At 73.5% G+C, this 24,531-nt stretch carries 20 protein-coding genes; 10 read left to right on the forward strand and 10 right to left on the reverse strand.

The genetic code is table 11. The features are described 5' to 3' along the window. Positions 1-72 precede the first annotated feature (72 nt). Together SCWH03_RS21185 and SCWH03_RS21190 are read left to right on the forward strand one after the other, a co-directional pair. The gene (locus tag SCWH03_RS21185) at positions 73-501 is read left to right on the forward strand and encodes an MSCRAMM family protein (protein WP_173265881.1); all 429 of its coding nucleotides are present in this window, start codon (positions 73-75) and stop codon (positions 499-501) included. Between the two features lie 670 nt (positions 502-1,171). Continuing rightward, on the forward strand, positions 1,172-2,047 hold the full coding sequence (locus SCWH03_RS21190; RefSeq protein ID WP_173265882.1) for an ETX/MTX2 family pore-forming toxin: 876 nt from the start codon (positions 1,172-1,174) through the stop codon (positions 2,045-2,047). Between the two features lie 244 nt (positions 2,048-2,291). Here the strand turns inward: SCWH03_RS21190 and SCWH03_RS21195 are convergent, their stop codons facing one another. From SCWH03_RS21195 to SCWH03_RS21205, 3 genes are all read right to left on the reverse strand, one after another. Beyond that, the gene (locus tag SCWH03_RS21195) at positions 2,292-2,981 is read right to left on the reverse strand and encodes a pyridoxine/pyridoxamine 5'-phosphate oxidase (protein WP_173265883.1); all 690 of its coding nucleotides are present in this window, start codon (positions 2,979-2,981) and stop codon (positions 2,292-2,294) included. Between the two features lie 10 nt (positions 2,982-2,991). Continuing rightward, a complete protein-coding gene (locus SCWH03_RS21200) occupies positions 2,992-3,420 on the reverse strand; it encodes a pyridoxamine 5'-phosphate oxidase family protein (protein WP_173265884.1) in 429 nt (142 codons plus the stop codon). A 298-nt stretch (positions 3,421-3,718) separates the two neighbouring features. Continuing rightward, a complete protein-coding gene (locus tag SCWH03_RS21205) occupies positions 3,719-4,894 on the reverse strand; it encodes a thiolase C-terminal domain-containing protein (protein WP_173265885.1) in 1,176 nt (391 codons plus the stop codon). A 171-nt stretch (positions 4,895-5,065) separates the two neighbouring features. Here SCWH03_RS21205 and SCWH03_RS21210 point away from each other — a divergent pair, with 171 nt between their 5' ends. Both SCWH03_RS21210 and SCWH03_RS21215 read left to right on the forward strand, forming a co-directional pair. After that, entirely contained in the window at positions 5,066-6,493 is a 1,428-nt protein-coding gene (locus SCWH03_RS21210; RefSeq protein WP_173265886.1) for an acyl-CoA dehydrogenase family protein, read from the forward strand. Continuing rightward, positions 6,493-6,981: a nitroreductase/quinone reductase family protein gene (locus tag SCWH03_RS21215; RefSeq protein ID WP_173265887.1), complete on the forward strand. Its 489-nt coding sequence runs from the start codon at positions 6,493-6,495 to the stop codon at positions 6,979-6,981. The genes SCWH03_RS21210 and SCWH03_RS21215 overlap by 1 nt, the downstream gene beginning before the upstream one ends. Before the next feature lie 366 nt (positions 6,982-7,347). Here SCWH03_RS21215 and SCWH03_RS21220 read toward each other — a convergent pair whose 3' ends face one another. Next, positions 7,348-7,995: a TetR/AcrR family transcriptional regulator gene (locus SCWH03_RS21220; protein WP_173265888.1), complete on the reverse strand. Its 648-nt coding sequence runs from the start codon at positions 7,993-7,995 to the stop codon at positions 7,348-7,350. Positions 7,996-8,496: 501 nt separating this feature from the next. Here SCWH03_RS21220 and kbpA point away from each other — a divergent pair. After that, entirely contained in the window at positions 8,497-9,315 is an 819-nt protein-coding gene (gene kbpA, locus SCWH03_RS21225; RefSeq protein ID WP_173265889.1) for an AfsK-binding protein KbpA, read from the forward strand. A gap of 523 nt (positions 9,316-9,838) precedes the next feature. Then, complete coding sequence (gene afsK / locus SCWH03_RS21230; RefSeq protein WP_173265890.1) at positions 9,839-12,226, forward strand: protein serine/threonine kinase AfsK; 2,388 nt, start codon at positions 9,839-9,841, stop codon at positions 12,224-12,226. Positions 12,227-12,525: 299 nt separating this feature from the next. Here afsK and SCWH03_RS21235 read toward each other — a convergent pair whose 3' ends face one another. From SCWH03_RS21235 to SCWH03_RS21250, 4 genes are all read right to left on the reverse strand, one after another. Next, positions 12,526-13,221 carry a hypothetical protein gene (locus SCWH03_RS21235; RefSeq protein WP_173265891.1) on the reverse strand — a complete coding sequence of 232 codons (696 nt, stop codon included), beginning with the start codon at positions 13,219-13,221 and terminating at the stop codon, positions 12,526-12,528. Positions 13,222-13,465: 244 nt separating this feature from the next. Next, a complete protein-coding gene (locus SCWH03_RS21240; protein WP_173265892.1) occupies positions 13,466-14,245 on the reverse strand; it encodes an enoyl-CoA hydratase/isomerase family protein in 780 nt (259 codons plus the stop codon). After that, positions 14,245-14,691 (reverse strand): Zn-ribbon domain-containing OB-fold protein, encoded by a 447-nt coding sequence (locus SCWH03_RS21245; protein WP_173265893.1) that lies wholly within the window; start codon positions 14,689-14,691, stop codon positions 14,245-14,247. Before SCWH03_RS21245 ends, SCWH03_RS21240 begins: the two co-directional genes overlap by 1 nt. An 8-nt stretch (positions 14,692-14,699) precedes the next feature. Further along, on the reverse strand, positions 14,700-15,848 hold the full coding sequence (locus SCWH03_RS21250) for a lipid-transfer protein (RefSeq protein ID WP_173265894.1): 1,149 nt from the start codon (positions 15,846-15,848) through the stop codon (positions 14,700-14,702). Between the two features lie 125 nt (positions 15,849-15,973). Between SCWH03_RS21250 and SCWH03_RS21255 the strand changes: the two genes are divergently transcribed. Beyond that, on the forward strand, positions 15,974-17,551 hold the full coding sequence (locus tag SCWH03_RS21255; RefSeq protein ID WP_173265895.1) for a FadD3 family acyl-CoA ligase: 1,578 nt from the start codon (positions 15,974-15,976) through the stop codon (positions 17,549-17,551). 62 nt (positions 17,552-17,613) lie between these two features. Here SCWH03_RS21255 and SCWH03_RS21260 read toward each other — a convergent pair whose 3' ends face one another. Together SCWH03_RS21260 and afsR are read right to left on the reverse strand one after the other, a co-directional pair. Beyond that, complete coding sequence (locus tag SCWH03_RS21260; protein WP_173265896.1) at positions 17,614-17,784, reverse strand: sigma-like protein; 171 nt, start codon at positions 17,782-17,784, stop codon at positions 17,614-17,616. Between the two features lie 245 nt (positions 17,785-18,029). Beyond that, entirely contained in the window at positions 18,030-20,993 is a 2,964-nt protein-coding gene (gene afsR, locus SCWH03_RS21265; protein WP_173265897.1) for an SARP-family global regulator AfsR, read from the reverse strand. Positions 20,994-21,192: 199 nt separating this feature from the next. Between afsR and SCWH03_RS21270 the strand changes: the two genes are divergently transcribed. The 3 genes from SCWH03_RS21270 (at position 21,193) to SCWH03_RS21280 (ending at position 24,522) form a co-directional block, all read left to right on the forward strand. After that, positions 21,193-22,413 carry an amidohydrolase family protein gene (locus SCWH03_RS21270; RefSeq protein ID WP_173265898.1) on the forward strand — a complete coding sequence of 407 codons (1,221 nt, stop codon included), beginning with the start codon at positions 21,193-21,195 and terminating at the stop codon, positions 22,411-22,413. 424 nt (positions 22,414-22,837) lie between these two features. Beyond that, on the forward strand, positions 22,838-23,767 hold the full coding sequence (locus SCWH03_RS21275) for an LLM class F420-dependent oxidoreductase (RefSeq protein WP_173265899.1): 930 nt from the start codon (positions 22,838-22,840) through the stop codon (positions 23,765-23,767). Positions 23,768-23,769: 2 nt separating this feature from the next. Then, a complete protein-coding gene (locus SCWH03_RS21280) occupies positions 23,770-24,522 on the forward strand; it encodes an SDR family NAD(P)-dependent oxidoreductase (protein ID WP_173265900.1) in 753 nt (250 codons plus the stop codon). Positions 24,523-24,531: the final 9 nt, after the last annotated feature.

Raw genomic sequence — 24,531 nt, forward strand, 5'->3', positions numbered from 1 at the left:
GCTCCTGCGGGTTATGAGTTGCCGGTTCCTTCGGTGTTCGGTCCGTTGGTTTTGACGGTGGACAATGCCGGGGTGGGTGTGTCGGTGACGGCGCGGAATGTTCCTGAGCGGGTGACGGGGACGGTCAAGGTCGTGAAGACCGATGCGAAGACCGGTCGCCCCCTGAAGGGCGCGAAGTTCCAGCTCTGGCGTGAGACGAACGGCGTCCCCGGTCTGCAGACGCGCGGGAAGGATCGGGACCTCCGGGTCGGTTCCCCGTGTGTCACCGACAACCGCGGTATCTGCGCCTTCGGTGATCTCGCGCTCGGCACCTACTACCTGCGGGAGACCTCGGTCCCCAAGGGGTACGTGCTTCCCTCCCACCCGGTCACGGGGCCCTACCGGCTGACCCCCGAGCACAGCGCCGTCGAGGTCGAGCTCTCCAACAAGCGGGGCAAGCACGGGCACGGCGACGGCAAGGAGAAGCCTCACGGCAAGGATGACCGTCACGGCGGAATCTAGGCCGCGAGTCCTTCTCGCCATGACGCCCGGGTATTGAACGGGAACGCGAAAGTGCCTTCTGGGCCGGGATGACGGGAATCCTCGGAGACCTCCGTCGTCCCGGCAGGAAGGCACTTCGCGTTCGCACTGCCGGGCCTCGGCACCCGCCCGTCGATCCCTCGGCCCGCGGTGCGGGGCGGGCAACCCGGCGGGGTCCCGGCTACCGGCCGACCCCGCCTTCGCAGTCCACCTTGGTCGATCATCCCGATCATCCCGATCATCCCCGCCATCCTGATCATCTGGATCGGTGAACTCGCCCGGACCGTCCCCGCCCATCGGCGACCAGCGAAGAACGAGGATGCAGAAGGGCTGTTGTTTCATCCGTCAACTATTTGCACCCGGGGTGATGCACCGAGAATTCACTAGAATCCGGATCGCGAGAGTAAAGGAATCGAGGCGCGAACATGACGGGGGGTATGCCGGCTCTTTACTTTTCCCCGTATGTTTCTCGCTAGTATTTCGATCAATTCTCAAGGGGGGATTCACCCATTGCCTCGTTGAGAGCCCGCGTGCTCCATGGGGTTTCCGGAAGTACCGGCGAAAGCAAGGCCGTTGAGCGGCCTTCGGTGAGCCGATCACGAGACATCCGCGGGGCGGGCGGGAAGCACCCAAGTTGATTGGAAGCAACCGAATGAAGCGTCGCATACGGGCTCTCGCCTACCCACTGACCGCCTCGGCGGTGGTGATGTCCGTCCTGCTGGCCACTCCGGCACAGGCGGACACCCTGGGGGTCACCAACCTGGAAAACGTCATCAAGGACCAGGTGGGCATCCTCACCTATGCCAAGACGGACAAGGTCACGAACGCCAACACCACGGTGACCGTCGTGGGGGAGCCCACGGTCAGCCTGGGCGACCTGTGGTTCGTGGGAACGTCGACCCTGAAGAACACCACCGACGCCCCGCTCACCATGACCAGTGAGAGCTTCACCAAGAGCATCTCGGACACCGTGACGAACACGGTCACCAAGGGGGTGAGCGTCGCCAACAAGGTGTCGGCCGAGGTCGACATGGGCAAGGCGGTGCACATGGGCACCGAGCTCACCACGACCTGGAGCTTCAGCGACTCCAAGAGCACCTCGCAGACCCAGAGCGTCAGTTACACGGCGCCCTCGCAGAACATCGTGGTCCCGGCGCACTCCACCGCCACGGTCACCGTGCGCCTCCAGCAGGCCATAGCCACCGGCAACGTCGACCTGTCCACCGACCTCGGCGGCACGTTCGAGCAGTGGCAGTGCAGCGGGGGCTCCTGCGCCTCCTCCGACCAGCCGCTGTACGACACGCTGGCCAGCATCCAGAAGTCCGGCAAGACCTGGGGCGGCAAGACCGCTCCCGCGCTGCCCAGCGGTTTCACCCTGAACTCGTCGAAGAAGGCGCTGAGCTTCAAGGGCGCGGGGACCTACCGGGCCACCTACGGCGCCAACTTCGACGTCCAGGTGTCCACCAGCCCCGACACGGCGAGCGCACCGTCGGCGGAGTCCTACTCGCTGACCGCTCCGGCGGTCTGAGCACCGGCTGAGCCGCTCCGGCTTCCGGGGACCGGCCCCGGTGCCCTGGAACAGGGCACCGGGGCCGGTCGCGCTCCCCGGCTCCGGGTGGCCCTGCCCCGTCGGCACACCGGCGCCCATGTCCTACCGGCAGCCCGGAGCACGCCCCCGCGAACGTTCAGGTCGACGACTTCGCAGGGCGGCGGACGAACGGTGCCCGCCGTCTTGGCGCCCGTGCTTCAGCGCACCGGAGGACGGGTGGCGCTCAGGGCCACAGCAGCTCCCGTGCCCATGGGTCCGCGTCGTGCTCTCTCCGGTAGCGCAGCCGGATGTGCCGGCGGCGGGCGTCCCCCTGGAAGAACTCGACCTCGGACGGGACGAGCACGTACACCGTCCAGGTCTCCGCCGTCACCTCCGGCCGGGCCTCCGCCCGCTCCCAGGCGGCCGCGCTCGCCCGCCGCAACTCCTCCTGTGAGCCGAGGACTTCGCTCTGCCGGCCGACGAGTGCCGCCGCCAGTGCCCCGGTGGACCGGACGTGCAGATCGGCGTACGCCTCCTCGGGGGTACCCGGCACGACCCTGCCGCGCACCCGCACCTGCCGTCCGTGCACCGGCCAGTAGAAGCCGAGGGCGGCCTCCGGGCGGGCGGCGAGCTGGCGGCCCTTGGCGCTGGTGGAGTGTGAGGCGAAGTGCCAGCCGCGGGCGTCCGCGCCGTGCAGGATCAGCGTCCTCAGGTCGGGGCGGGAGTCCCCGTCCACGGTCGCGAGGGTCATGGTGTGGGGCTCGGGCTGCCCGGCGGCGGCCGCCTCCACGAACCAGCGGTGGAACAGCGTCAGCGGCCCGGCAGGGGCGTTGTCCGGCTCGAAGGACGGCAGGTCACTGTCCCACACCTTGAGTGTTCTGAGCAGCTCGCGGAATCGCTCTGCGGTGGCGTCTCCGCCGGACTCGTGCGTCATGGCCCGATCATCACACCCCGCCCAGGTCGGCCGACAGCCACCGCTGCGGCCGCATCCGGAGTACGACCGACTCGCCGTGGTCCCTCAGCGCGGACTCGACGTAGCCGTCTACCTTGTCCGGCGGCAGATAGCGCCCGGCGAGTTCCCGCAGCGCCGCTTCGGTGCCGGGCTCCGTCGATGTGACGGGCCCCTCGACCTGGACGTAGCGGACCGTGGGCTCCAGCCGGTCGGCCATCAGCGAGAACCGCCCCGCCGCCTCGATCAGCCGGTGCTTGCGCGAGTCGCGCCCGGTCAGGATCCAGACGTCTCCGCCGGGCTCGTACCGGTACCAGATCGGCACGCTCAGCGGCGCACGGTCCTCCTCACCGGAGTCGATCGCGATCGCCGCGACATGGGGCTCTGCCAGGAACTGCTCACGCTCTTCGCGGCTGAGGGCCACCGGGCCTCCTTGTGGGCTCGTGCAATGTCTGCGGGAGTGGGCGCCCTCCCACTGTGCCGCAGCCGCCGCCGCACCCGGCCCCGGGCGCGCGGAAACCGGACGCGCGGGGACCCGGTGCGCGGGGACCCGGTGCGCGAGGGCCGGACACCCGTGGGCCGGACACGTGAGGGCCGGGCACGTGAGGGCCGGACACGCGGGGGAGCCGGTCCCGGGAGCCCGGTACTCCGGTTCACCGGGTCCGCCGAACCCCGGACGCACGGGTCCGTGACCGCGGCCCCGCCGCGCTTCCCCAGGCCGGTCAGCGGCCCAGCACCACGGTGCCCGAGGAACAGAACCAGCCTCCGGTGCCCGAGGCCACGGCCAGTTCCGGGACGCTGCCGTCGGACCGCCGCACCTGGTGTCCCGCGGCCTCACCGCGCAGTTGGCGTACCGCCTCGACCAGCAGGAACAGGCCCCGCATGCCCGGATGGCAGGCGGAGAGCCCGCCGCCGTCGGTGTTCACGGGCAGTGCCCCGTCCAGCCGCAGCCGGCCCTTCTGAACGAACGCCCCGCCCTCCCCCTTCGCGCAGAAGCCCAGGTCCTCCAGGGTCACCAGCGTCATATAGGTGAAGGCGTCGTAGACCTCGGCGATGTCGACGTCCCCCGGCTCCACGCCCGCCCGTTCGAACGCCAGCCGCCCGCTCACCGCGGCCGGGGAGACCGTGAAGTCGTCCCACTCCGACATGGTCGTATGGGACACGTGCTCGCCGCTGCCGAGGACCCACACCGGCGCCTTGGCGGTGTCCGGTACGTACTCCTCCGCCGCGAGCAGCACCGCGCAGCCGCCGTCGCTTCGCACGCAGCAGTGCAACCTGGTGAACGGGTCGGCGATGACCGGCCCGGACAGCACGTCGTCCACGGTGATCGGGTCGCGGAACATCGCGTCCGGGTTGCGGGAGGCGTTCGCCCGGGCCTGTACGGCGACTTCGGCCAGCTGCTCCGCCGTCGTCCCGTACTCGTGCATATGGCGCCGGGCCGCCATCGCGTACTTGGCGATCAGCGTGTGCCCGTACGGCACTTCGAACTGCAGCGGCCCCCGGGTGCCGAAGGACAGGTCGGACGTGCGGCGGCCGGCGCGGATGTCGGCGCGCGCCGTCGAGCCGTAGACGAGGAGCACCGCGTTCGCGTGGCCGGCCGTGATGGCGTCCGCGGCGTGCCCGGCCATGACCTCCCAGGTGGAGCCGCCGACGGAGGTGGAGTCCACCCAGCGCGGCCGCAGCCCGAGGTACTCGGCGACCTCGGCGGGGGCGAGGGTGCCCAGCCCGGCCGACGCCACACCGTCGACCACCTCCCGGCCGAGGCCGGAGTCGGCGAGTGCGCGGCGGGCCGCCTGGGCGTGCAGGGTGTACGGAGTGGGGCCGTCGACGCGGCCGCAGTCCGCGAGGGATATGCCGACGACGGCGGCCTTGCGGGGGTGGCGCTGGCTCCTGGGCATGTATCTGACGGTACATCAGATGCAGTGACCGGTGGGCCGCGCCGGTGGCGCCCGCCCCGGGCGCCTTCCGTCGCGGCGGTCCCGGAGTCCGCCGCCGGCGCCCCACCCCTCTGGGCTTCTGTCGTCTGCTCACCTAATATGACGGATCGTCAGAGATGGAGGGGAGCCACGATGGACGCCGCCTTCACCGCGGAGCAGTCCGATATCCGCCGCACCCTGCGAGGCATGCTGTCGAAAGGGGTGCCGGCGGGGCCGCCGGGACGCGGCGGCGACTCCACCGCGGACGCCGGGCCCGGATACGACCCCGCCCTCTGGGCACGGCTGGCCGGGGGGCCGGGACTGCCCGGACTGGCGCTCGACGAGGAGTACGGCGGCGCGGGCTGCGGCACCCTGGAACTCGCCCTCGCCTTCGAGGAGATCGGCCGCGCGCTGGTGCCGCTCCCCCTCCTCGCCACGTCCGGGCTGGCCGCGCCTCTGATCGCCGCGCTCGGCACCGTACGGCAGCGCTTGGCTCTTCTGCCCCGTATCGCCGACGGTTCACTCACCGCCACGCTCTGCGTACCCGGTGCGGCCCTCGCCACCGCCCTCGCCCTCACCCGCGGCGACCCCGACGGCACCTGGGCCGGCGGGGGCCGCGCCGGAGGCGTCCAGGCCCGGTCCGACGGCACCGGCCGCTGGCGCCTCCACGGGGAGGCCACGCAGGTCCTGGACGGGCACAGCGCCGGGCTCCTCCTCGTCGCCGCGCGCACGGGGGGTTTCACCCGGGGCCGCACCCTCCTCTTCCTCGTCCGCTGCCGGCAGGCCCGAGGCGCGGACGCCGGCGGCCGGGGTGCCCGGGGTGGGGACGCCGGCGGCCGGGAGGTCCCCGGTGTGTGCCGCACCCGGTGGACCGTGCTCGACGACACCCGGCCACAGGGCCGTGTCCAGCTCCGCGGCACCCCGGCCGAGTTGCTCGGGGACGACCCCGGCGCGGACGTACCCACCGTGCTCGCCGCCACCGGCCGCACCGTCGCGGCGCTGCTCGCGGCCGAGGCCGCGGGGACGGCCTCGGCCGCGCTGGACCGCACCCTGGCGCAGGTGGGGGAACGCGAGCAGTTCGGTCGGCCCATCGGTTCCTTCCAGGCGGTCAAGCACCGTCTCGCCGACCTGTATGTGCAAGTGCAGGCGGCCCGGTCCGCCGCGTACTACGCCGCCTGGGACCCGCGCGAGGGCGGGCTCGCCCTCGCGCAGTGCCTTCAGGCCCTGCGGGCGGTCGCCGGTGAGGCGATCCAGCTGCACGGCGGCATCGGCTTCACCTGGGAGCACGACGCCCACCTTTACTTCAAGCGGGCCGCCTCCGACGAACTGCTCTTCGGCCCCGTCCACCGGCTGCGCGCACATGCGGCCGAGGCGGCCGGCCTGTTCGCTCCCGCCGCCTCTGCCGCGCCTCTCGCGCCTCTCGCGCCCGTCGGCCTCGCGCCCGTCGGCCTCGCGGCCCCCGGGGCCTCCGCCGTCCCCGGGGCCTCCGGTGGTCCGGCCGTCCCCGCCGGCGGAACCCGCAGCGGGCATGGCGCCGGTGCGGTGCCGGTGCCCGGATCACGAGAGGCGGAGGGAGCCTGATGCGCCCCGGGATCGCAGCGGTCCAGAAGATCTCCTCCACCCGCGTCTTCGCGCGCATCGCCCCCCGTGTCGTCCCTTCGGTGGACCGTGCCGTCCACCGGCTGACCCGGGGAAGAGTGCTGCTCAGCGCGCGGCTGCTACCGGGGCTTGTGCTGACCGCGCGCGGCGCGCGGACGGGGCTCGCGCGCCGTACGCCGCTCGCGTGCATACCGGAGCGGTCCACCGGCACCTGGATCCTGGTCGGATCCAACTTCGGCCGCCCCGGCCATCCTGTCTGGACGGGCAATCTGCTCGCCCACCCGGAGGCGGAGATCAGCTGGCGGGGCGCGGACATCCCGGTACAGGCGGAACTGCTGACCGGCGAGGAGCGTGCGGCGGCCTGGGAGGCTGCGCTCGCGTTCTGGCCTCCCTACGCGACGTACCAGGCGAGGGTGGAGCGGGAGATCCGGCTGTTCCGGCTGGCCCGGCGGCCCGGCGCCCCGGACTGATACGGGCACGGGACCGGCCGCGTGCCCGCCCTGTGTGCGGGGGCGCTGCGGATGTGCCGGGCGTGGTGGTTCACGGTCTGGCGGCGGTGGCCGTGTCGGAAGGGGGCTACCGGAGTCGGAAGGGGGCTACCGGAGACGGACGCGCGGGATGCGGCGGTGGGCCGTGGCGTGTGGTCGTGCCGGTGCTGTGTGTGACCGGCGTCGGACAGGCCGGACGTGGGGTTCGCGGCGGTGGCTGCGGTGGCCGTGCCGGCACCGGGCGTTACCGGGGACGGCGGTGTTCGTGTGGTGCGTCGGCGGGAGCGAACGGGCTTGTCCGTGAGGGGACGTGGCGCGAGCGCGTCCGTCGCCTTCGGCCCGTGTGCGCTATTTCGTCGGTTTCCTGCCCGTGATGCCGAGGTGGACCAACAGTGCCAGGTTCGGCCTGAGTTCCGCCTGTTTGACACCCCAGGTCTGGAACCCCCTCTGATGCGAGGAGACCGACGCCAGCATCGCGACCAGCGAACCCGACACCGCCATGGGGCTGACGTCCTTGTCGACCCTGCCCCGTGACTGGAGCTCCTTCACCGCTTCCGCGAGGGAGTTGGTGACCGAGTTCAGGATCTTCATGCGGATCTTGTAGAACCGCTTGTCGCCCTCGGCGGCGCCCAGGTCCACCACGCGGAGGATCGCATCGTGTCTGCGCCAGAAGTCGAGGAATCCCTCGACGAGTTGCTCCGAGGTCTGCCAGGCTGCCTTGCCGACCCAGGAACGTCCCGCCACCAGGTCCGTCAATGCCGCGCCCTCCGTGGCCATTTCCTCCGCGAGCTCGAGGACCGCGCCCTCGACGTCGGGGAAGTACTGGTAGAAGGTCGCGGGTGAGGTCCCCGCCCTCCGGGCCACATCGATGACCTTGACGTCCCGGTACGGCGAGGAGCTGAGCATCTCGCTGAGGCAGTCGAGCAGCTTCTGCCGCGTCGCCTGTCCGCGACGGCCGGCGACGCGGCCGTCGACGGTGCGTACTTGTCCTGTCATGCCGTCAGCTTACCGAGGGGTGATCGGCGCGCGATTCGGCCGACTGCAAATGGGGTGCTTCCGCACCGTCCACCGGGAGCCAATAGTGTTATCAACAGCCTGTGGATAATTTCGGTGGACAACTCAACGAACGGCCCACCTCTGCGTGCGATGCCGGCCGCAGTCCGATTGACTGTGGGTGACATCACCATGCCGTGCCGAGGGATCGCGCCGACAGTTCCGGCTCCGCGGCCTCCCGCGGCCTCCCGGGGGCTCCGGCTGCGGGGCTGCGGGGCTGCGCGGGTCTCGGGAGCCGGGGTTCGTGATTGCCGTGATTGCTGGGATTGCCGGGAATGCTGGGGATTGCTGGTATTCGGGTGGCTCCAGGGGCTCCCGGGGAAGCATCGGGTTCGCCCGGAGTCCCGGAGTCCCGGGATCGCGGAATCGCGGAATCGCGGGAGCGCGGGGCATCCGCACCCGGAGCCCGTCCCGCGCGGCCCGCGTCGAGGAAGGGGCCGGACCATGGCCGCATTCACCGAGGGCACGCCCTGCTGGGTGGACGCCCAGCTGCCCGACCTGGAAGCCGGCAAGCGCTTCTACGCCGAACTGTTCGGCTGGACCTACGGCCGGAAAGCCGCAGATCACGGCCCCTATCCGCACTACACCGACGCCCTGTGCGACGGAAAGCCCGTCGCCGCGCTCGCCGCCAAGAGCGACGGCCGGATGCCCACCACCTGGGGCGTCTACCTCGCCACCGGTGACGCCGCCGCCACCGCCCGGAGGATCGGGGACGCCGGCGGCCGGATGATCACCACCCCCATGCCCGTCGACGGCCTCGGCACCGCCGTCCTCGCCGCCGACCCCACAGGCGCCGTGTTCGGGCTCTGGCAGAAGGGCGAACGCGACGGCTTCGCGCTCAGCGGCGCACCCGGCTCGTTCTGCTGGACCGAGGTCTACACCCGGGACAAGGGCGCCGTCGATCTCTTCTACCGGCGGGTATTCGGGTTCCAGGGCACCGAGCTGCCCGATGGCGCCGTCGACTACCTGCTGTGGTCACCCGCGGGGACCGAACCCGGCGAGGACACCGCCGTCGTCGGCCGCAGCGTCATCACCGACGCGTTCCCCGTGGAGATGCCAGGCCACTTCCTCGTCTACTTCGCCGTCACCGACACCGACGCCTCCGCCGAGCACGCCACCCGGCTCGGCGGCCGCGTCACCGCACCGCCGTTCGACACCCCCCACGGACGTATGGCCGTCCTCGCCGACGACCAGGGCGCAGCCTTCGCCGTCCTGGCCGCACCCGGACCCGGCCGGTCCCCCGCACACACCCCCGGGCGGTGACCGGGACGCCCTGCGGGGCCATCCGGCAGCGGCCGGCGGTAGCGGCCCGCGTCCGGCATCGGCGCCGCGTACCGCCGCCCGGCCGCCCGGTCCGCCCTCCAGTCGGTCCGCCCTGCCGCCCGGCTCGTCTTCTGGCGGTGCAGGCTCCCGGCCCCGGTCCTGGGGTGTGCCGGTCGGCGGTAGCGGCCCGCGTCCGGCATCGGCGCCGCGTACCGCGGCCCTGCCGCCCTGCCGCCCTGCCGCCCGGTCCGTCCCCGGACTGCCCGGCTGCCCGCCCGGTCTTCGGCGTGGCCGGAAGACCTCGGCGGACCCGGGCCCGCAGGCGTGCCGGTCGCCGTCGCTGCCGCCCGGCCGCCCTCGCCTACCGAACCGGCCGAATCCGTCCGCCGCCCTCGGCGGACGGGCAAAATGGCCCGAGACACCCCGATACCGCCCCGGGTTCGCAACCGCGCCCTCCGGCAGGAACAATCAGGTGGCGACGGGGCCGTACCCACATGGCCCCTACGGGGAGGTGGCAGGCGAAGTGGAGCAGCTGACGCAGCACGACCCGAGGCGGATCGGCCCCTTCGAGGTGCTGGGACGGCTCGGAGCCGGCGGCATGGGGCTGGTCTATCTCGCACGGTCGGCGTCGGGCCGGCGGGTGGCGATCAAGACGGTGCGCACCGAGCTCGCCGAGGACCAGTTGTTTCGCGTCCGCTTCACCCGCGAGGTGGAAGCGGCGCGGGCGGTCTCCGGCTTCTACACCGCGGCCGTCGTGGACGCCGACCCGCGCGCCGCCGTGCCCTGGCTCGCCACCGCCTACGTGCCCGCCCCCTCGCTCGAGGAAATAGTGAACGAGTGCGGGCCCCTCCCCGACCAGGCGGTTCGCTGGCTGGCAGCCGGTATCGCGGAGGCCCTCCAGTCCATCCACGGTGCGGGACTGGTCCACCGCGACCTCAAGCCGTCCAACGTCCTCGTCGTCGAAGACGGCCCCCGTGTGATCGACTTCGGTATCGCCTCAGGGGTCTCCAACACCCGCCTGACCATGACCAACGTCGCCGTCGGCACCCCTGCCTACATGTCGCCGGAACAAGCCCGCGACTCCCGCAGCGTCACCGGCGCCAGCGACGTCTTCTCCCTCGGCTCCACCCTGGTCTTCGCTGCCACCGGACACGCACCCTTCCACGGCGCCAACCCCGTGGAGACCGTCTTCATGCTGCTGCGCGAAGGCCCCGACCTGGCCGGGCTGCCCGATGAACTGCTGCCCCTCATCGAGTCGTGCATGCAGCCCGACGCGACCCTCAGGCCCCGCCCCGAGGACCTCCAGGCGCAACTCGCCCCCCACCTGTTCGCCTCCGGCCAAGACGACAGCGGAACCGCGTCCGCCTGGCTGCCCGGCCGCGCCGTCTCCCTCATCGAAGGACGCCGCGGCGGACGGCTCCCCGGCACCGGCGCACCCCCCGGCAGGCCCCGCCCCCACACGCCCCCCGCGCCCCCCAGACCAGGTCACGCCCCCGTCGCCGGACGGCACCCCGGCGGACCCGACCCCCGCGCCGCCGGACCCCTGAGCCCCCAGCACGCCCCGCCGGACCCCGGCCCCCGACCCGTGCGGCTGCCCGGTACCGGAGTCCCCATCGGGCCCGGCCCCCGCGCCGCGGCCCCCGCCCGCCCCGCCGCCGAAGCCGGACCGGCCACCGACTGGGTCCGCCCGCCCGGCGGCGCGGCCGCACCCCGCGCCACGACCACGGCTCCGCCGGTACCCGCACCGGCCGCGCCCCCGGACAGCGGACCCGCCCGCTGGCGCCCCTGGCGCTTCCGCATGTCCAACGACGTCTGGGGCACCCCCGTCGTCGACGGCGACCTCGTCTACGTCACCTCCTTCGAGATCCACGCCCTCGACGTCGCCAGCGGCCGCCGCCAGTTCAAGACCCGCGATGTCGCCTGGGCCATGAGCGTCGCCGACGGACGCATCCACGCCTCCGACGGCCCCACCCTCTACACCCTCGACGCCGGCAACGGGGGCGAACGCTGGCGCACCCCGACCGACGCCTGGGTCTACTCCCTCCAGGCAGCCCGCGGCACCGTCGTCACCGCCACCCGCGGCGGCGGCGTACAGGGCTGGGAAGCCGTCGGCGGCCGGAAGCTCTGGGAGATCACCGGGGCCCAGACCGACTTCGAGACCCCCGAGGCCGGACCCGCGCTGTACGACGACACCGTCTACGTCCGCCGCGACGGCCGCCTCCAGGCACTCGACGCACACACAGGCGGCGAACGCTGGTCCTACCCCGTCGGCGACGCAGCCTCCTGCGGCGGTGCACCCGCACGTGTCACCCAGGCCCCGGACGGCTGCACCTACCTCGCCGCCGGCACCCGGGTCCTGTGCGCCGACACCGTCACCGGCCAGGTGCGCTGGCACTTCGAAGCCCCGGCGGTGTTCCTCGCCCCGCCCGTCTTCGCCCCCGGCCCCGCCGTCACCGGCGGCGGGATCTACCTCGCCGACTACCTCGGCACCGTCTACGCCCTCGACGCCGCCACCGGGAAGGACCGCTGGCGCATCGCCACCGAGGCCCGCCAGTCCGCCGAACCGGTCCTCGTCGCCGACGGCAGCATCCACGTCGGCAGCGGCAACGCGCTCTACACCCTCGACGCCGTCACCGGCACCCCCAAATGGCGGTTCGCCGCCGGTGGGGAGGTGACCGGCAGTCCCGTCGTCGCCGACGGCCGGATCCACTTCGGCTCCGCCGACCACGTGCTCTACACCCTTGATGCCGCCGGTGGACAGCTCCGCTGGAAACTCGCCACCGGAGGCGAGATCACCGGCTCACCGGTGGCACGCAACGGCGTCGTCTACGCCTGCTCCAAGGACCGCTGCGTCTACGCGCTCGACGCCGCCAAGGGAACCGCCACCGGACGCAGATCCGGCTCCCGCTGACCCGCCCGGCGGCCCTGGCCGGGACCGCCGGGGGACGGGGCAGGCCCGGAACTCCGGAACGTCCGGAACTCCGGAACTCCGGAACACCGGGGCGGTGGGGGCCCGGGCGCAACCGGGACGTGGGGAACGCGGGTACGCCGGGCCGCCGGGGAGCCGGGTGCACCCGCAACGCGTGGAACGTCCGGAGCGCCGGAACCCCGGAACGCGTGGAACGACCGGGCGCAGGGCCGGGCCGGATGCCTGCGAACGCCCGGAGCGTCCTGGGGCGGCCCGGTCGGGACGGACGCGACCGGGAAGGCCTACGGGCCGCGCCGTTCGTCCCGGAACGGATCCTGCCCCGGGCCGGCACCGTACGGATCGGGCCGGGGCCGGCGCGGGGCCGACCCGTACGCCTGGGGAGGCTGGAGGGTCGGCAGCCGCTGCGTGTCGTCCAGCTCCGGCGCCCACGCGTACGGATCGCCGTCCACCGGCGGACTGCCGGCCGGCCGCTCGGGCGGGTACCAGGCCGCGCCGTCCGGCGGGTACCAGGCCGCGCCGTCCGGCGGGCCGCCGCCGCCCGGCTCCCCGAACCCCGCGGTCCTCGGTGCCCGCCCCCGCATCACCACCGCCGCAAGCAGCAGCAGGACACCGCCGCCCAATGCCGCCGCGACGCCCTCACCCGGTCCCGGCAGGCCGCCCCCCACCGCCAGATAGCCCGCCGCCTGTCCCTGGCGCACCAGCCACAGGACGGTGAAACCCATGACCACCAGACCGGCCGTCGCCACCAGCAACCGCGACCGCAGCATCACCCCGAACAGCGCGACCAGCGCGGCGAACGCGTACGGCAGCACGATCGACGACACGGCCTCCGGCCGGGCTTCGGTGATCCCGCCGAACAGGTCCTGGATCCGGTAGCCGACGCCCTGCCGGCCGTCGTACCAGACACGGAACGGGCTGTACACGGCGGCCGCCGCTCCGGCGAGAGCCAGGGCGGCCCCGATGACGTTGCGGACCATGGCCGGACTCCTCTCCGCAGCACGACGCTACGCCCGTGGTACCCCGACCGCGACCCCTGAACCGCCCCCGCCCGGCGCCCCGAAGAGGCGGGACGCCCCGGGAACCGGCCGCCGCGGGGACCCTCGCCCTTCATACGGCGGACCGGCTGCCGCTTACTCACCCGTGGCCGCACCCCGCCGCGCAGCCCCGCTCCCCGCCCGCCTGCGGACCGGGCCCCTTGCGGGGCCCTCGCGCCCGCGGACCTCAGCGCAGCCGGAAGCCCGGCCGGCGCGCGGCGAACAGTTCCGCCTGCCGCTCCGGGGGCAGGTTCCCCAGCGCCACCAGATGCGGCGCCTGCGCCAGCGCCACCGCACGGACGGCCTCCTTCGCCGACCACACCGCACGGACCGTGCCCTGTACCGCCTCCGTCGGATAGGAGGCGATGACCTCCGCGCAGCGCACCGCTGCCGGCACCTCGTCGCCTGGCGCGGTCACCTCGCTGACCAGCCCGGTTTCATGGGCCCTGCGGGCCGAGAGCCGCTCAGCCGAGCCCATCAGCGCCGTCCGCGCCACTTCCCCGAACGGCATCCGCATCGCCAGGTACACCGACTCGTACGCGCTGACCATGCCGTAGGTGGTGTGCGGATCGAAGAAGACCGCGTCCTCGGCCGCGATCAGGAACTCCGCCTCGCCGAGCAGATAGAACGCGCCCCCGCAGGCCAGCCCGCGGACCGCCGCGATCACCGGCTTCCACAGGTCGTTCGCCTTCGGGCCGATCCGCAGCAGCGGATCGTCCACCGAGTAGGGCGACGCGGGCTGGGGCACGACGGCGGAGCGGTCGAACCCGGTGCAGAACGCCTTTCCCCCGGCGCCTGCGACCACCACCGCGCGGATGGTGTCGTCGAACCGGAACTCCCGCCAGACAGCGGCCAGTTCTCGGGCCATGGCGAGGTCGATCGCATTGTGGCGGGCGGGCCGGTCGAGGGTGACGACGGCGACCCCGGTCTCCTCGTCCCGCTCGGCCCGCACGCCGGACCCCGGCATCAGTGCCCCAGCAGCCAGCGGGGCACGGTCACTCCGCCGCCCGCCTCCGTGAACGCGACCCGCACCGGCGCCCCGATGCCCAGCCGCTCCGGGGCGACCGAGTTCAGCGGGGCGTCCGCGGCGGCCACGACGTTGCCGACCAGCCGGATGTGCGGGGCGTCCGCGAGCTCGACGACGACGGCGTTGTAGGGGGCCTGCTCGGCGTAGCCGGGGAGCAGCGGAGGGTGGGGCATGACATACGACCAGATCCGTCCCCGGCCGCTCATGCGCCGCCAGGTGCTGCGGAAGGACTGGCAGTGGGGACAGCAGGGGCGGGGCGGGAAGCGCAGCTCGCCGCAGGAGGCGCAGGCCTGGACGCGAAGCTGCCCTTGGGCGGCGTACTCCCAGAAGGGTGCGCCGTCCTCGTCGATGACAGGTGCCAGCAAGTCGGCCGCGGAGTTCGTCATCGCCCGGCTCAACTCCTCAGGAGCAATGCGGAGGTCGGGACGCCCTCGCCCGCCGTCACCAGGCATGTCGACGCGCCCGGCACCTGCGCCGTCGAGGCACCGCGCAACTGCTTCACGCCCTCGTTGATCAGGTTGAAGCCGTGGACGTACGCCTCGCTGAGTCCGCCGCCGCCGGTGTTGAGCGGCAGCCGGCCGCCGATCTCCAGTGCGCCTGCCTCGGTGAACGGCCCGCCCTCACCGCGCCCGCAGAAGCCGTAGCCCTCCAGGGAGAGCGGCACAAGCGGGGTGAACGCGTCGTAGATCTGGGCGACGTCGACGTCCTGCGGCCCGAGGTCGGCGGTCTTCCACAGGTGCCGGGCCGCGGTCCAGGCGGGGCCGGCGAGCGGGTCGTCGTTCCAGTAGTTGACCATGCCGTGGTGCTGGGCGGGCAGTCCCTGGGCGACGGAGTGGACGTAGACCGGGCGGTGGCGGCAGTCGCGGGCGCGCGCGGCGCCGACGACGACGCAGGCCAGCGCCCCGTCCGTCTCCAGGCAGTTGTCGTAGAGGCAGAGGGGCTCGCTGATCCAGCGGGACGTCATATATGTCTCGCGGGTCAGCGGACGGTCGTACATGACCGCCGCCGGGTTCTGGTTGGCGCGGTTGCGGCAGGCGAGGGCGACGGCGAAGAGGTGGTCGCGGGTGGCGCCGTACTCGTGCATATAGCGCCGGGTGAGCATGCCTATCTCGTCGGCGGGGCGCAGCAGCCCGAACGGCCGGGTCCACTGTCCCGGGGTGGGCAGCTGTGCCGTGGTGTTCTTCCAGGGGCGCGGCCCCGAGCCGCGTTTGCGGGAGCGCCAGGCGACGCCGACGCTCGCCTGCCCGGTGGCGATGGCCGCGGCGAGATGGGCGACGGTCGCGCAGGAGCCGCCGCCGCCGTAGCCGGCCCTGCTGAAGAAGGTGGCGTCTCCCGCGCCGATCGATTTGGCGATCTCGACCTCGTCGGTCTCCTCCATGGTGTAGGAGGCGAAGGCGTCGACCTCGGCGGGGCTCAGGCCGGCGTCGTCGAGTGCGGCGAGGATGGCCCGGCAGGCCAGGGTCTTCTCGGACTCGGGGAGGTGTTTCGCGAAGGCGGTCTGTCCGATGCCGGCTATCGCGGTCGCGTCCTTCAGGGTCGCCATGCGGGGGAGCTTACCGCTAATCTGACGGTTAGTCAGCTACGGGTGCCGGGCTTTGGACTTCGGGCCCCGGGCCCCGGGCCCCGGGCTTCGGGGTGCGGGGCGGTCGACGGCGGGAGGGCCGGACTATGCGCGGCGATCTGGAGTGGGGCTCCATCCCGGGGCTGGTGCGGAGCGCAGCGGAACGCCACGGCGGGCGGGAGGCCGTGGTCGAGGGCCGTACCCGGGTGAGCTACGCCGAGCTGGGCGAACGGGTCGAGCGCGCGGCCGCCGCGTGCATCGCCGCGGGCGTCCGGCAGGGAGACCGGGTGGCCGTCTGGGCGCCGAACACGCTCGAGTGGATCGTCGCGGCCCTGGGCGCGGTGTCGGCCGGCGCGGTGCTCGTGCCCCTCAACACCCGCTTCAAGGGCGCGGAGGCCGGCTATGTCCTGGCCCGCTCCCGGGCGCGGCTGCTGTTCGTCACCGGCACATTCCTCGGCACCTCCTATGTCGCGTCGCTGCGGCGTGCCGAGGCCGGACTCCCGCATCTGGAGCAGGTCGTGGTGCTCGCTGACGCCGCGCCGGACGAGTACCGGACGTGGCAGGACTTCCTGGCGGGCGGGGACGCGGTGCCGGTGTCCCGGGTGCGTGCCCGGGCGGACGCGGTGGAGCCGTCGGCCCCGTCGGACATCGTCTTCACCTCGGGTACCACGGGCACGCCGAAGGGCGCGGTGATCACCCATGCGCAGACACTGCGCTGCTACGAGATCTGGGCCGAACTGGCCGGCCTCCGCGCGGGCGACCGCTATCTGATCGTGAACCCGTTCTTCCACACCTTCGGCTACAAGGCGGGCGTCGTCGCCTCTCTGATGAGGGGCGCGACGATGGTGCCGCAGCCGGTGTTCGACGCGGACACGGTGCTCGCGCACATCGCCTCCGAGCGGATCTCCGTACTCCCGGGCCCGCCGACGCTCCACCAGGCCCTGCTCGACCACCCGGCCCGGGACGCGTACGACCTGTCGGCGCTGCGGCTGGTGGTGACGGGCGCGGCCGTGGTGCCGCTGCGCCTGGTCGAGCGGCTGCGGCAGGAGCTGGGCATCGGTACGGTGCTCACGGCCTACGGGCTGTCGGAGGCGTCCGGCATCGTGACGATGTGCCGCAGCGGCGACGATCCGGCCACGATAGCGGCGACGTCGGGGCGGGCCATCGAGGGCACCGAGGTGCGGGTGCTTGCCGCGCCGGGGGAGCCCGGGGAGGTCCTGGTGCGCGGCCACAACGTGATGCGCGGCTACTTCGAGGACCCGGCGGCGACTGCGGAGGCGGTCGACGCGGAGGGCTGGCTGCACACGGGCGATGTGGGAGTCCTCGACGCGGCGGGGAACCTGCGGATCACCGACCGGATCAAGGACATGTTCGTCGTCGGCGGGTTCAACGCGTATCCGGCGGAGATCGAGCAGCTCCTGGGCCTGCATCCGGACGTCGCGGACGTGGCGGTGGTCGGTGTGCCGGACGGGCGGCTGGGCGAGGTGGGCAAGGCCTACGCGGTGCGCCGGCCGGGTTCCACGCTCACCGCGGACGGGCTGATCGCCTGGTCGCGCCGGGAGATGGCGAACTACAAGGTGCCGCGGTCGGTGGAGTTCGTGGCCGAGCTGCCCCGGAACGCGAGCGGGAAGGTGCTGAAGACGGAACTGCGGGCGCGGGCGCGCGTCGGGGCGCACACCCGCTGAACGCACCGCGGCCGCGGCGGCTCCCCCTCCGCGCCGCCGCGGCCGTGCCCGGTCGTGCCGTCTCAGGGCCTGGGCGGGGCCGGCACGTGGTTGTCCGTCGTGGTGAGGAGGACGCCCTTCGGCGGGGCGGGCACGTGGTTGTCCGCCGTGGTGAGGAAAACGCCCTTGGGCGGGGCGGGCACGTGGTTGTCCCTCGTGGTGACGGTCTCGTCGTTGTTCTCTGCTTCGCTCATCGAATGCTCCCCGAAGTGTCCTGGATCCGGTCGGTGGCGCCCGCTCGGCGGCTCCCCCGTGGGTCGCCGAACGGGCGTGCCGGGACCGCTCACCCTAGTGGTGAGTCCCCCGTGACCCGTCTGCCCCCGATGCGACGGGCCGATCGGTACGAGCATGCCGGGCCGGCATAAACAAACGCTGAACGCGCGGGTCGGGGGGCCGTGGGGCGGCGGGGGAGAGCGCGCCGGACGCCGGGCGCGGGCCGTCAGGCGGCGGCGAGGGGCGTCAGCAGCTTGCGTACCTGGTCCGCGTCGGGCACGCCGAGCTGCTCGTAGACCGAGAGGGCTTCCCGCCAGCAGGCGCGTGCGCGGTCGGTCTGGCCGAGGGTGTCCAGGGCGCGGCCGAGGAGGGTGAGGACGTTGCCGCGCATCCGCTCCCCGCCGATGCAGCCGCTCGCGAGGGCCTGCTCGGCGTGCTGGGCGGCGACGGCCGGTTTGCGGGCCTTGAGCTGTGCCTCGGCCATGCGGAAGTGGGTGGTGCCCTCCCACAGGCGCTGGCGGTCGCCGGCGAACATGCCGAGGGCTGCGCGGAACTGCTCCAGGGCTTCCGGGTGGCGTCCCGCGTGGGTGAGGGCGACGCCGAGGGCGTAGCGGCCGTTCGCGAGGCGGACGGTGATGCCCATGCCGTCGTAGATGGCGATGCCCTGCTGGGCGAGGTCGATGGCGCCGGCGGTGCGGCCGAGGAGGAGATGGACGCGGGAGAGGTTGCACAGGGCGCTGGCGGCGCCGACGAGGTTGGCGTCGGCACGGAAGCCGTCGGCTGCCTTGAGGAGGTGTTCCTCGGCCTGTTCGTAGCGTTCCTGGACGATGGCGATGATGCCGCGGTCGTTGTCCGCCCAGTGCACGGGTGCACCGTCACCCGCCGACAGCGCCAGTGCGCGCGCGGCGACCGCCTCGTCGTCGGCCTCGGCGTAGCGTCCCGCCACGAGGTGGACGCTGGTCAGGGCAGTCCTCGCACGTCCTTCCGCGAGGGCGTCGCCCGAGGCGCGGGCGGCTTCGCGGGCGGCGAGGGCGGTGGACTCGTACTGTCTGCTGTTGGCGCCGGACTCGGCGAGGTCCTTGGCGGCCCACAGCAGGTCCACGGCCCGGCGCAGCCGGGTGCCGACGAAGGACTGGCGGGCACAGGCGAGCAGGCTGTTGGCCTCGCGGTAGAGCCAGTCGAGGGCCTCGTGCCGGTCGGTGAAGGCCAGGCCCTCGTAGGCGGTGGGGGCGAGGTGCTCGACGAGGCGGTCGCCGGGCCGCTCCAGGGCGAACACGCGGGCGGTGGTGGCGAGGTAGAAGTCCAGCAGCCGGGACAGGGCGGCCTCGCGCTCCGCGGGGAGCTTCTCGTCGCGTTCGGCGCAGGCGCGCGCGTAGAGGCGGACGAGGTCGTGGAAGCGGTAGCGGCCGGGGGCGGCGGATTCGAGGAGTGAGGTGTCGACGAGCGCTTCGAGGAGGTCCTCGGCGGCGTGTTCGGGGAGTCCGAGGGCGGCCGCGGCAGCGCTGAGGGAGATGTCGGGGCCGTCGGCGAGGCCGAGCAGGCGGAAGGCGCGGGCCTGGGCGGCTTCGAGCTGGCCGTAGCCGAGTTCGAAGGTGGCCTTGACGGCGAGGTCGCCGGCCTGGAGTTCGTCGAGGCGCCGGCGTTCGTCGGCGAGTTTGGCGGCGAGGACGGAGACGGTCCAGGTGCGGCGTGCGGTGAGGCGGGAGGCCGCGATGCGGATGGCGAGGGGCAGGAAGCCGCAGGCCGCGACGACGTCGAGGGCGGCTTCACGCTCCGCGGTGACCCGTTCGCCGCCGGCGATGCGGGTGAACAGCTGGAGCGCTTCGTCGGGTGACATGACGTCGAGGTCGACGAGGTGGGCGCCGGCGAGGTCGACCATGCGGACCCGGCTGGTGATCAGGGCGGCGCAGCCCGCGGTTCCGGGCAGCAGGGGGCGGATCTGGGCGGCGTCGCGGGCGTTGTCGAGGAGGACGAGGACGCGGCGGCCGTCGAGGAGGGAGCGGAAGAGGGCGGCGCGTTCGTCGAGGGTGTCGGGGACGGCGGTGTCGGCGGTGCCGAGGGCGCGGAGGAAGGCGCCGAGGACGGTCTCGGGTTCGGTGGAGCGGGCACCGGCGCCCTGGAGGTCGACGTAGAGCTGGCCGTCGGGGAAGTGGGGCTTGGCCTGGTGCGCGACGTGGACGGCGAGGGTGGTCTTGCCGACGCCGCCGATGCCGGCGAGGGCGGAGACGGCCATCACGGCGCCCCCGGAGGAGGCGAGGCGCCGGCCGAGTTCGCGGACGAAGGAGGCGCGGCCGGTGAAGTCGGGGACGGTGGCGGGGAGCTGGGCCGGCCGGGCGGGCTGGGGCGCGGTGGGTGCGCTCTGTTCGGCGGGGCGGGCGAGTTCGGTGTCGGCGCGGAGGATGCGCTGCTGGAGGGTGGACAGTTCGGGGCGGGGGTCGACGCCGAGTTCGTCGGCGAGGAGCCGCCGGGTGTCGGCGTAGACGGCGAGCGCCTCGGCCTGGCGGCCGCTGCGGTAGAGGGCGAGCATGAGGAGTTCGCGCAGGCGCTCGCGCAGGGGGTGCGCGGCGGTGAGGGCGGTGAGTTCGGAGACGGCGTCGGCGTGGCGGCCGAGGTCGAGGTCGAGTTCGAGCCGGGTCTCGAGGAGCTGGAGGCGCCATTCCTCCAGGCGGGCGCGCTCGGTCTCGGCGTAGGGGCCGGGCACGGAGGCGAGGGGTTCGCCGTCCCAGAGGCCGAGGCAGGTGCCGACGAGGGTGCGGGCCTGCCGCCGGTCGCCGCCGGCGCGTGCCTTGTCGGCCTCGGCGGCGAGCTCCCTGGCGGCTCGGAGGTCGAGGGCTTCGGCGGGGACGCGGACGGCGTAGCCGCCGGACTCGCTGACCAGGACGCCGGGTTCGAGGATCTTGCGCAGGCGTGAGGCGTAGGTCCGCACGGCGGCGAGGGCCTGGGAGGGCGGGTCCTCGCCCCAGATCGCGTCGATGAGTTCGGCGGAGGTGGCGGTGCGGCCCTCGCGGAGGAGGAGGGCGGCGAGGAGGGCGCGCTGCTGGGGCGAGCCGGAGGGCAGGGCCTGCCCGCGGTGCCAGGCGCGGACGGGGCCGAGCACGCTGAAGCGCAGGTGCCCGTCGCCGCCGGCCGGGTCCCAGGCGGGCGCCCCCGGAAGGTGTGGCTGTGCGGAGGGTTCGTCCTCGCGGTGCATCGCTACCCCCTGCCGGTACCGCCTTCGTCCCGAAGTCCTCGTGCTCGTGTCGCGGGTCCGTCCCGGACAGTCTGCCCGGACAGTCTGCCCTGTGGGGGCCCGGGTCGTCAGCAAGGGGGGGAGTCTCCGCGCGGGATCCGGGGCGCCAGTGCCGGACATGTAGCTGACGACACGTCAGATCAGCGTTACCGTGAGGAGCATGGAGAACTTCCCGGAGATCATCTCGGTGGACGACCACACGGTCGAGCCCCCCGGCGTCTGGCGGGACCGGCTCCCGTCGAGGTACCGCGGCAGCGGTCCCCGTGTCGTCCGCGCGCCGCTGAGGGAGATGACGTTCCTCGGCGGCAGGTTCGCCCCGGTCATGGGCGCGCCGGGCGAGGAGGGGCCGATCGGGGACTGGTGGGTGTACGGGGACCTGCACCGTCCGCTGACCCGGCTCGACACCGCCGTCGGCTGCGACCGCGACGAGATCAGGCTGGAGGTCATCACCTACGAGCAGATGCGGCCCGGCTCGTACCGCGTGGCGGACAGGCTGGCGGACATGGACGTCAACCACGTCCAGTCCGCCCTGTGCTTCCCCACCTTCCCGCGCTTCTGCGGGCAGACGTTCACCGAGGCGAAGGACCGCGAGCTCGGGCTGCTTTGCGTACGCGCCTACAACGACTGGATGGTGGAGGAGTGGTGCGGACCCGAGGCGCGGGGCCGGCTGATCCCGCTCACCCTGATCCCGCTGTGGGACGCGGACCTCGCCGCCGCCGAGGTGCGGCGGAACGCGGCCCGCGGGGTCCGGGCGGTGGCGTTCTCGGAGATACCCCCGCACCTCGGCCTGCCCTCCGTCCACACCGACGAGTGGGACCCCTTCCTGGCGGCGTGCGACGAGACCGGCACGGTCGTGGCGATGCACATCGGCTCCTCCTCCAGGATGCCGTCGACGTCCGCGGACGCCCCGCCGGCCGTCGGCTCCGCCATCACCTTCGCCAACTGCTGCTTCTCCATGGTCGACTGGCTGATGAGCGGCAAGTTCGAACGCTTTCCGAATCTCCGGGTGATGTACGCCGAGGGCCAGATCGGCTGGATCCCCTACATCCTGGAGCGCGCGGACGTGGTGTGGGAGGAGAACCGCGGCTGGGGCGGCGTCGCGGACAAGGTGCGGCGGCCGCCGTCGGAGCTCTTCGCCGACCACGTCCACGGCTGCTTCTTCGACGACGCCTTCGGCCTGCGGAACCTGGACGCGATCGGAGTCAGGAACGTCCTGTACGAGACGGACTACCCGCACTCGGACTCCACCTGGCCCAGATCGCGCGAGGTGGGCGAGGCGCAGATGGGGCATCTGCCGGCCGACGTGGTGGAGCGGATCGTGCGCGGTAACGCGATCGAGCTGCTCGGGCTGACGGCGGACGGGCTCTGGGCCGGGCCGTGAGCCGGCCCGGCGGCCTGCCTGCCTGCCTGTCGGCCCGGCGGCCTGTCGGTCTGCCTGCCTGCCTGCCCGCCTGCCTGCCCGCCTGCCTGCCCGGCGGCCTGCCTGCCCGGCGGCCCGGCGGCGCGCCGGTCGGGTGGCGGTCGGCACGGTCGGGGGCGCCGGGTCGGCCCGCCCCGAACTCCGTTCCAGTGGCCCAGTGGCCCAGTGGCCCAGTGGTCCAGTGGTCCAGTGGTCCAGGGGCCCGGGGGCCCGACCCGGGTCCGTGGCGCGGCGCCTTGGCCCGGTGCCCCGGTGCCCCGGTGCCCCGGTGGCCCGGTGGCCATCGCGCCGCCGTGACCGCCGGCCGCTGTGCCCCGGCCGGCACCACGGGACCCCCCTCCGTACGCGATGACCCGCGAGATGGCTGTGGTGAAGGGACCGAAACATGGTGGTGTACGGGATGCAGCTCCCGGTCCAGTCGCAGAGCACCGTCTTCGCCGAGTGCTGGGAGGCGGCCGCGGGCCCGGACGACCTGCTCGCGATCGCCCGTACCGCCGACCGGGCCGGCTTCGACTACCTCGCCGTCTGCGACCATGTCGCCATCCCCCGGCGCCTCGCCGGGGCGATGTCGACCGTCTGGTACGACCCCGTCGCCACGCTCTCCTTCCTGGCCGCCGCGACCGGGCGGGTGAGGCTGCTCAGCCATGTCGCCGTCGTCGGGCTGCGCCACCCGCTGCTCACCGCCAAGCAGTACGCGACCCTCGACCACCTGTCCGGCGGGCGGCTCGTCCTCGGGGTCGGCGCGGGGCATGTGCGCGAGGAGTTCGAGGCGGTGGGCGCCGACTTCGAGGGGCGGGGCGCCCTGCTCGACGAGACGATCGACGCGCTCAGGGCGGCGCTCGGGCCGGAGGAGTTCCCGAGTTTCGCCGGGAGGCGGTTCGCCTTCGAGGGGCTCGGGCAGAGACCGCGGCCCGTCCAGGCCCGGGTGCCGGTGTGGGTCGGCGGCTCCTCGCCTGCCGCCGTGCGCCGGGCCGCCCTCAAGGGGGACGGCTGGCTCCCGCAGGGTGATCCGCGCGGCCGTCTGCCCGGGCAGATCGCCCGGTTGCGGACGCTGCGCGAGGAGGCCGGCGTCGAGGATCCCCTCGTGGTGGGCGCGATCACCGAACCCCTGTACGTCGGGCGCCCCGGCTGGGACACCGGCCGGCGCACCCTGGCCGGCGGGCCCGAGGTGCTCGCCGAGTCGCTGCGCGAGTACGGCGCCATGGGAGTGGACCAGATCCAGGTGCGGTTCCGCAGCCGGAGCCGCGCCGAACTCGTCGACCAGATGGCGGCGTTCGCCGCCGAGGTGGCTCCGCGACTCGGATCCGGGGAGTAGGCATGGGGAAGCTGGACGGGCGCGTCGTCATGGTCACGGGCGCGGCACGGGGGCAGGGCGAGGCGGTGGCGCGGCTCTTCGCCGCCGAAGGGGCCCGGGTCGTCCTCGCGGACGTCCTCGACGAGCGGGGTGCGGAGGTCGCCGAGGATGTCGGGGGCCGGTACGTCCATCTCGACGTCGGCGACGAGGACGGGTGGGCCGCGGCCGTCGCGTTCGCCGGGGACGCCTTCGGCCGGGTCGACGGCCTGGTCAACAACGCGGGCGTGCTGTGCTTCAACGAGCTGCTCCGCACGCCCCTGGAGGAGTTCCACGAGATCATCCGCGTCAACCAGGTCGGCGTGTTCCTGGGGATCAGGACCGTCGCTCCCGAGATCGCGGCCGCCGGTGGCGGCACGATCGTCAACACCGCCTCGTACACGGCGCTCACGGGCATGCCGCAGGTGGGCGCGTACACGGCGACCAAGCACGCCGTCCTGGGCCTGACCCGGGTGGCCGCCCTCGAGCTCGCCGCGCAGCGGATCCGGGTCAACGCGGTGTGCCCGGGCGCGGTGGACACCCCGATGAGCAACCCGGACGGTGCGGAGCCGGAGGCGATGGACCGGCTGTACCGGCGGCTTGTGCCGCTCGGGCGGATCGGGCGGCCGGAGGAGGTGGCGCGGCTGGCGCTCTTCCTGTCCTGCGACGACTCCTCGTACATCACCGGCCAGCCCTTCGTCGTGGACGGAGGCTGGTTGGCCGGCGTCCAGCCGTTCTGACGGTCAGTC

Source organism: Streptomyces pacificus (assembly GCF_011766325.1).
Taxonomy (GTDB): domain Bacteria; phylum Actinomycetota; class Actinomycetes; order Streptomycetales; family Streptomycetaceae; genus Streptomyces; species Streptomyces pacificus.

Coding starts and splice junctions, on each gene's coding strand:
- SCWH03_RS21190 (WP_173265882.1), top strand. CDS start 1,172: ATGAAGCGTCGCATACGGGCTCTCGCCTACCCACTGACCGCCTCGGCG.
- SCWH03_RS21195 (WP_173265883.1), bottom strand. CDS start 2,981: ATGACGCACGAGTCCGGCGGAGACGCCACCGCAGAGCGATTCCGCGAG.
- SCWH03_RS21205 (WP_173265885.1), bottom strand. CDS start 4,894: ATGCCCAGGAGCCAGCGCCACCCCCGCAAGGCCGCCGTCGTCGGCATA.
- SCWH03_RS21210 (WP_173265886.1), top strand. CDS start 5,066: ATGGACGCCGCCTTCACCGCGGAGCAGTCCGATATCCGCCGCACCCTG.
- SCWH03_RS21215 (WP_173265887.1), top strand. CDS start 6,493: ATGCGCCCCGGGATCGCAGCGGTCCAGAAGATCTCCTCCACCCGCGTC.
- SCWH03_RS21220 (WP_173265888.1), bottom strand. CDS start 7,995: ATGACAGGACAAGTACGCACCGTCGACGGCCGCGTCGCCGGCCGTCGC.
- kbpA (WP_173265889.1), top strand. CDS start 8,497: ATGGCCGCATTCACCGAGGGCACGCCCTGCTGGGTGGACGCCCAGCTG.
- SCWH03_RS21235 (WP_173265891.1), bottom strand. CDS start 13,221: ATGGTCCGCAACGTCATCGGGGCCGCCCTGGCTCTCGCCGGAGCGGCG.
- SCWH03_RS21240 (WP_173265892.1), bottom strand. CDS start 14,245: ATGCCGGGGTCCGGCGTGCGGGCCGAGCGGGACGAGGAGACCGGGGTC.
- SCWH03_RS21245 (WP_173265893.1), bottom strand. CDS start 14,691: ATGACGAACTCCGCGGCCGACTTGCTGGCACCTGTCATCGACGAGGAC.
- SCWH03_RS21250 (WP_173265894.1), bottom strand. CDS start 15,848: ATGGCGACCCTGAAGGACGCGACCGCGATAGCCGGCATCGGACAGACC.
- SCWH03_RS21255 (WP_173265895.1), top strand. CDS start 15,974: ATGCGCGGCGATCTGGAGTGGGGCTCCATCCCGGGGCTGGTGCGGAGC.
- SCWH03_RS21260 (WP_173265896.1), bottom strand. CDS start 17,784: ATGAGCGAAGCAGAGAACAACGACGAGACCGTCACCACGAGGGACAAC.
- afsR (WP_173265897.1), bottom strand. CDS start 20,993: ATGCACCGCGAGGACGAACCCTCCGCACAGCCACACCTTCCGGGGGCG.
- SCWH03_RS21270 (WP_173265898.1), top strand. CDS start 21,193: ATGGAGAACTTCCCGGAGATCATCTCGGTGGACGACCACACGGTCGAG.
- SCWH03_RS21275 (WP_173265899.1), top strand. CDS start 22,838: ATGGTGGTGTACGGGATGCAGCTCCCGGTCCAGTCGCAGAGCACCGTC.
- SCWH03_RS21280 (WP_173265900.1), top strand. CDS start 23,770: ATGGGGAAGCTGGACGGGCGCGTCGTCATGGTCACGGGCGCGGCACGG.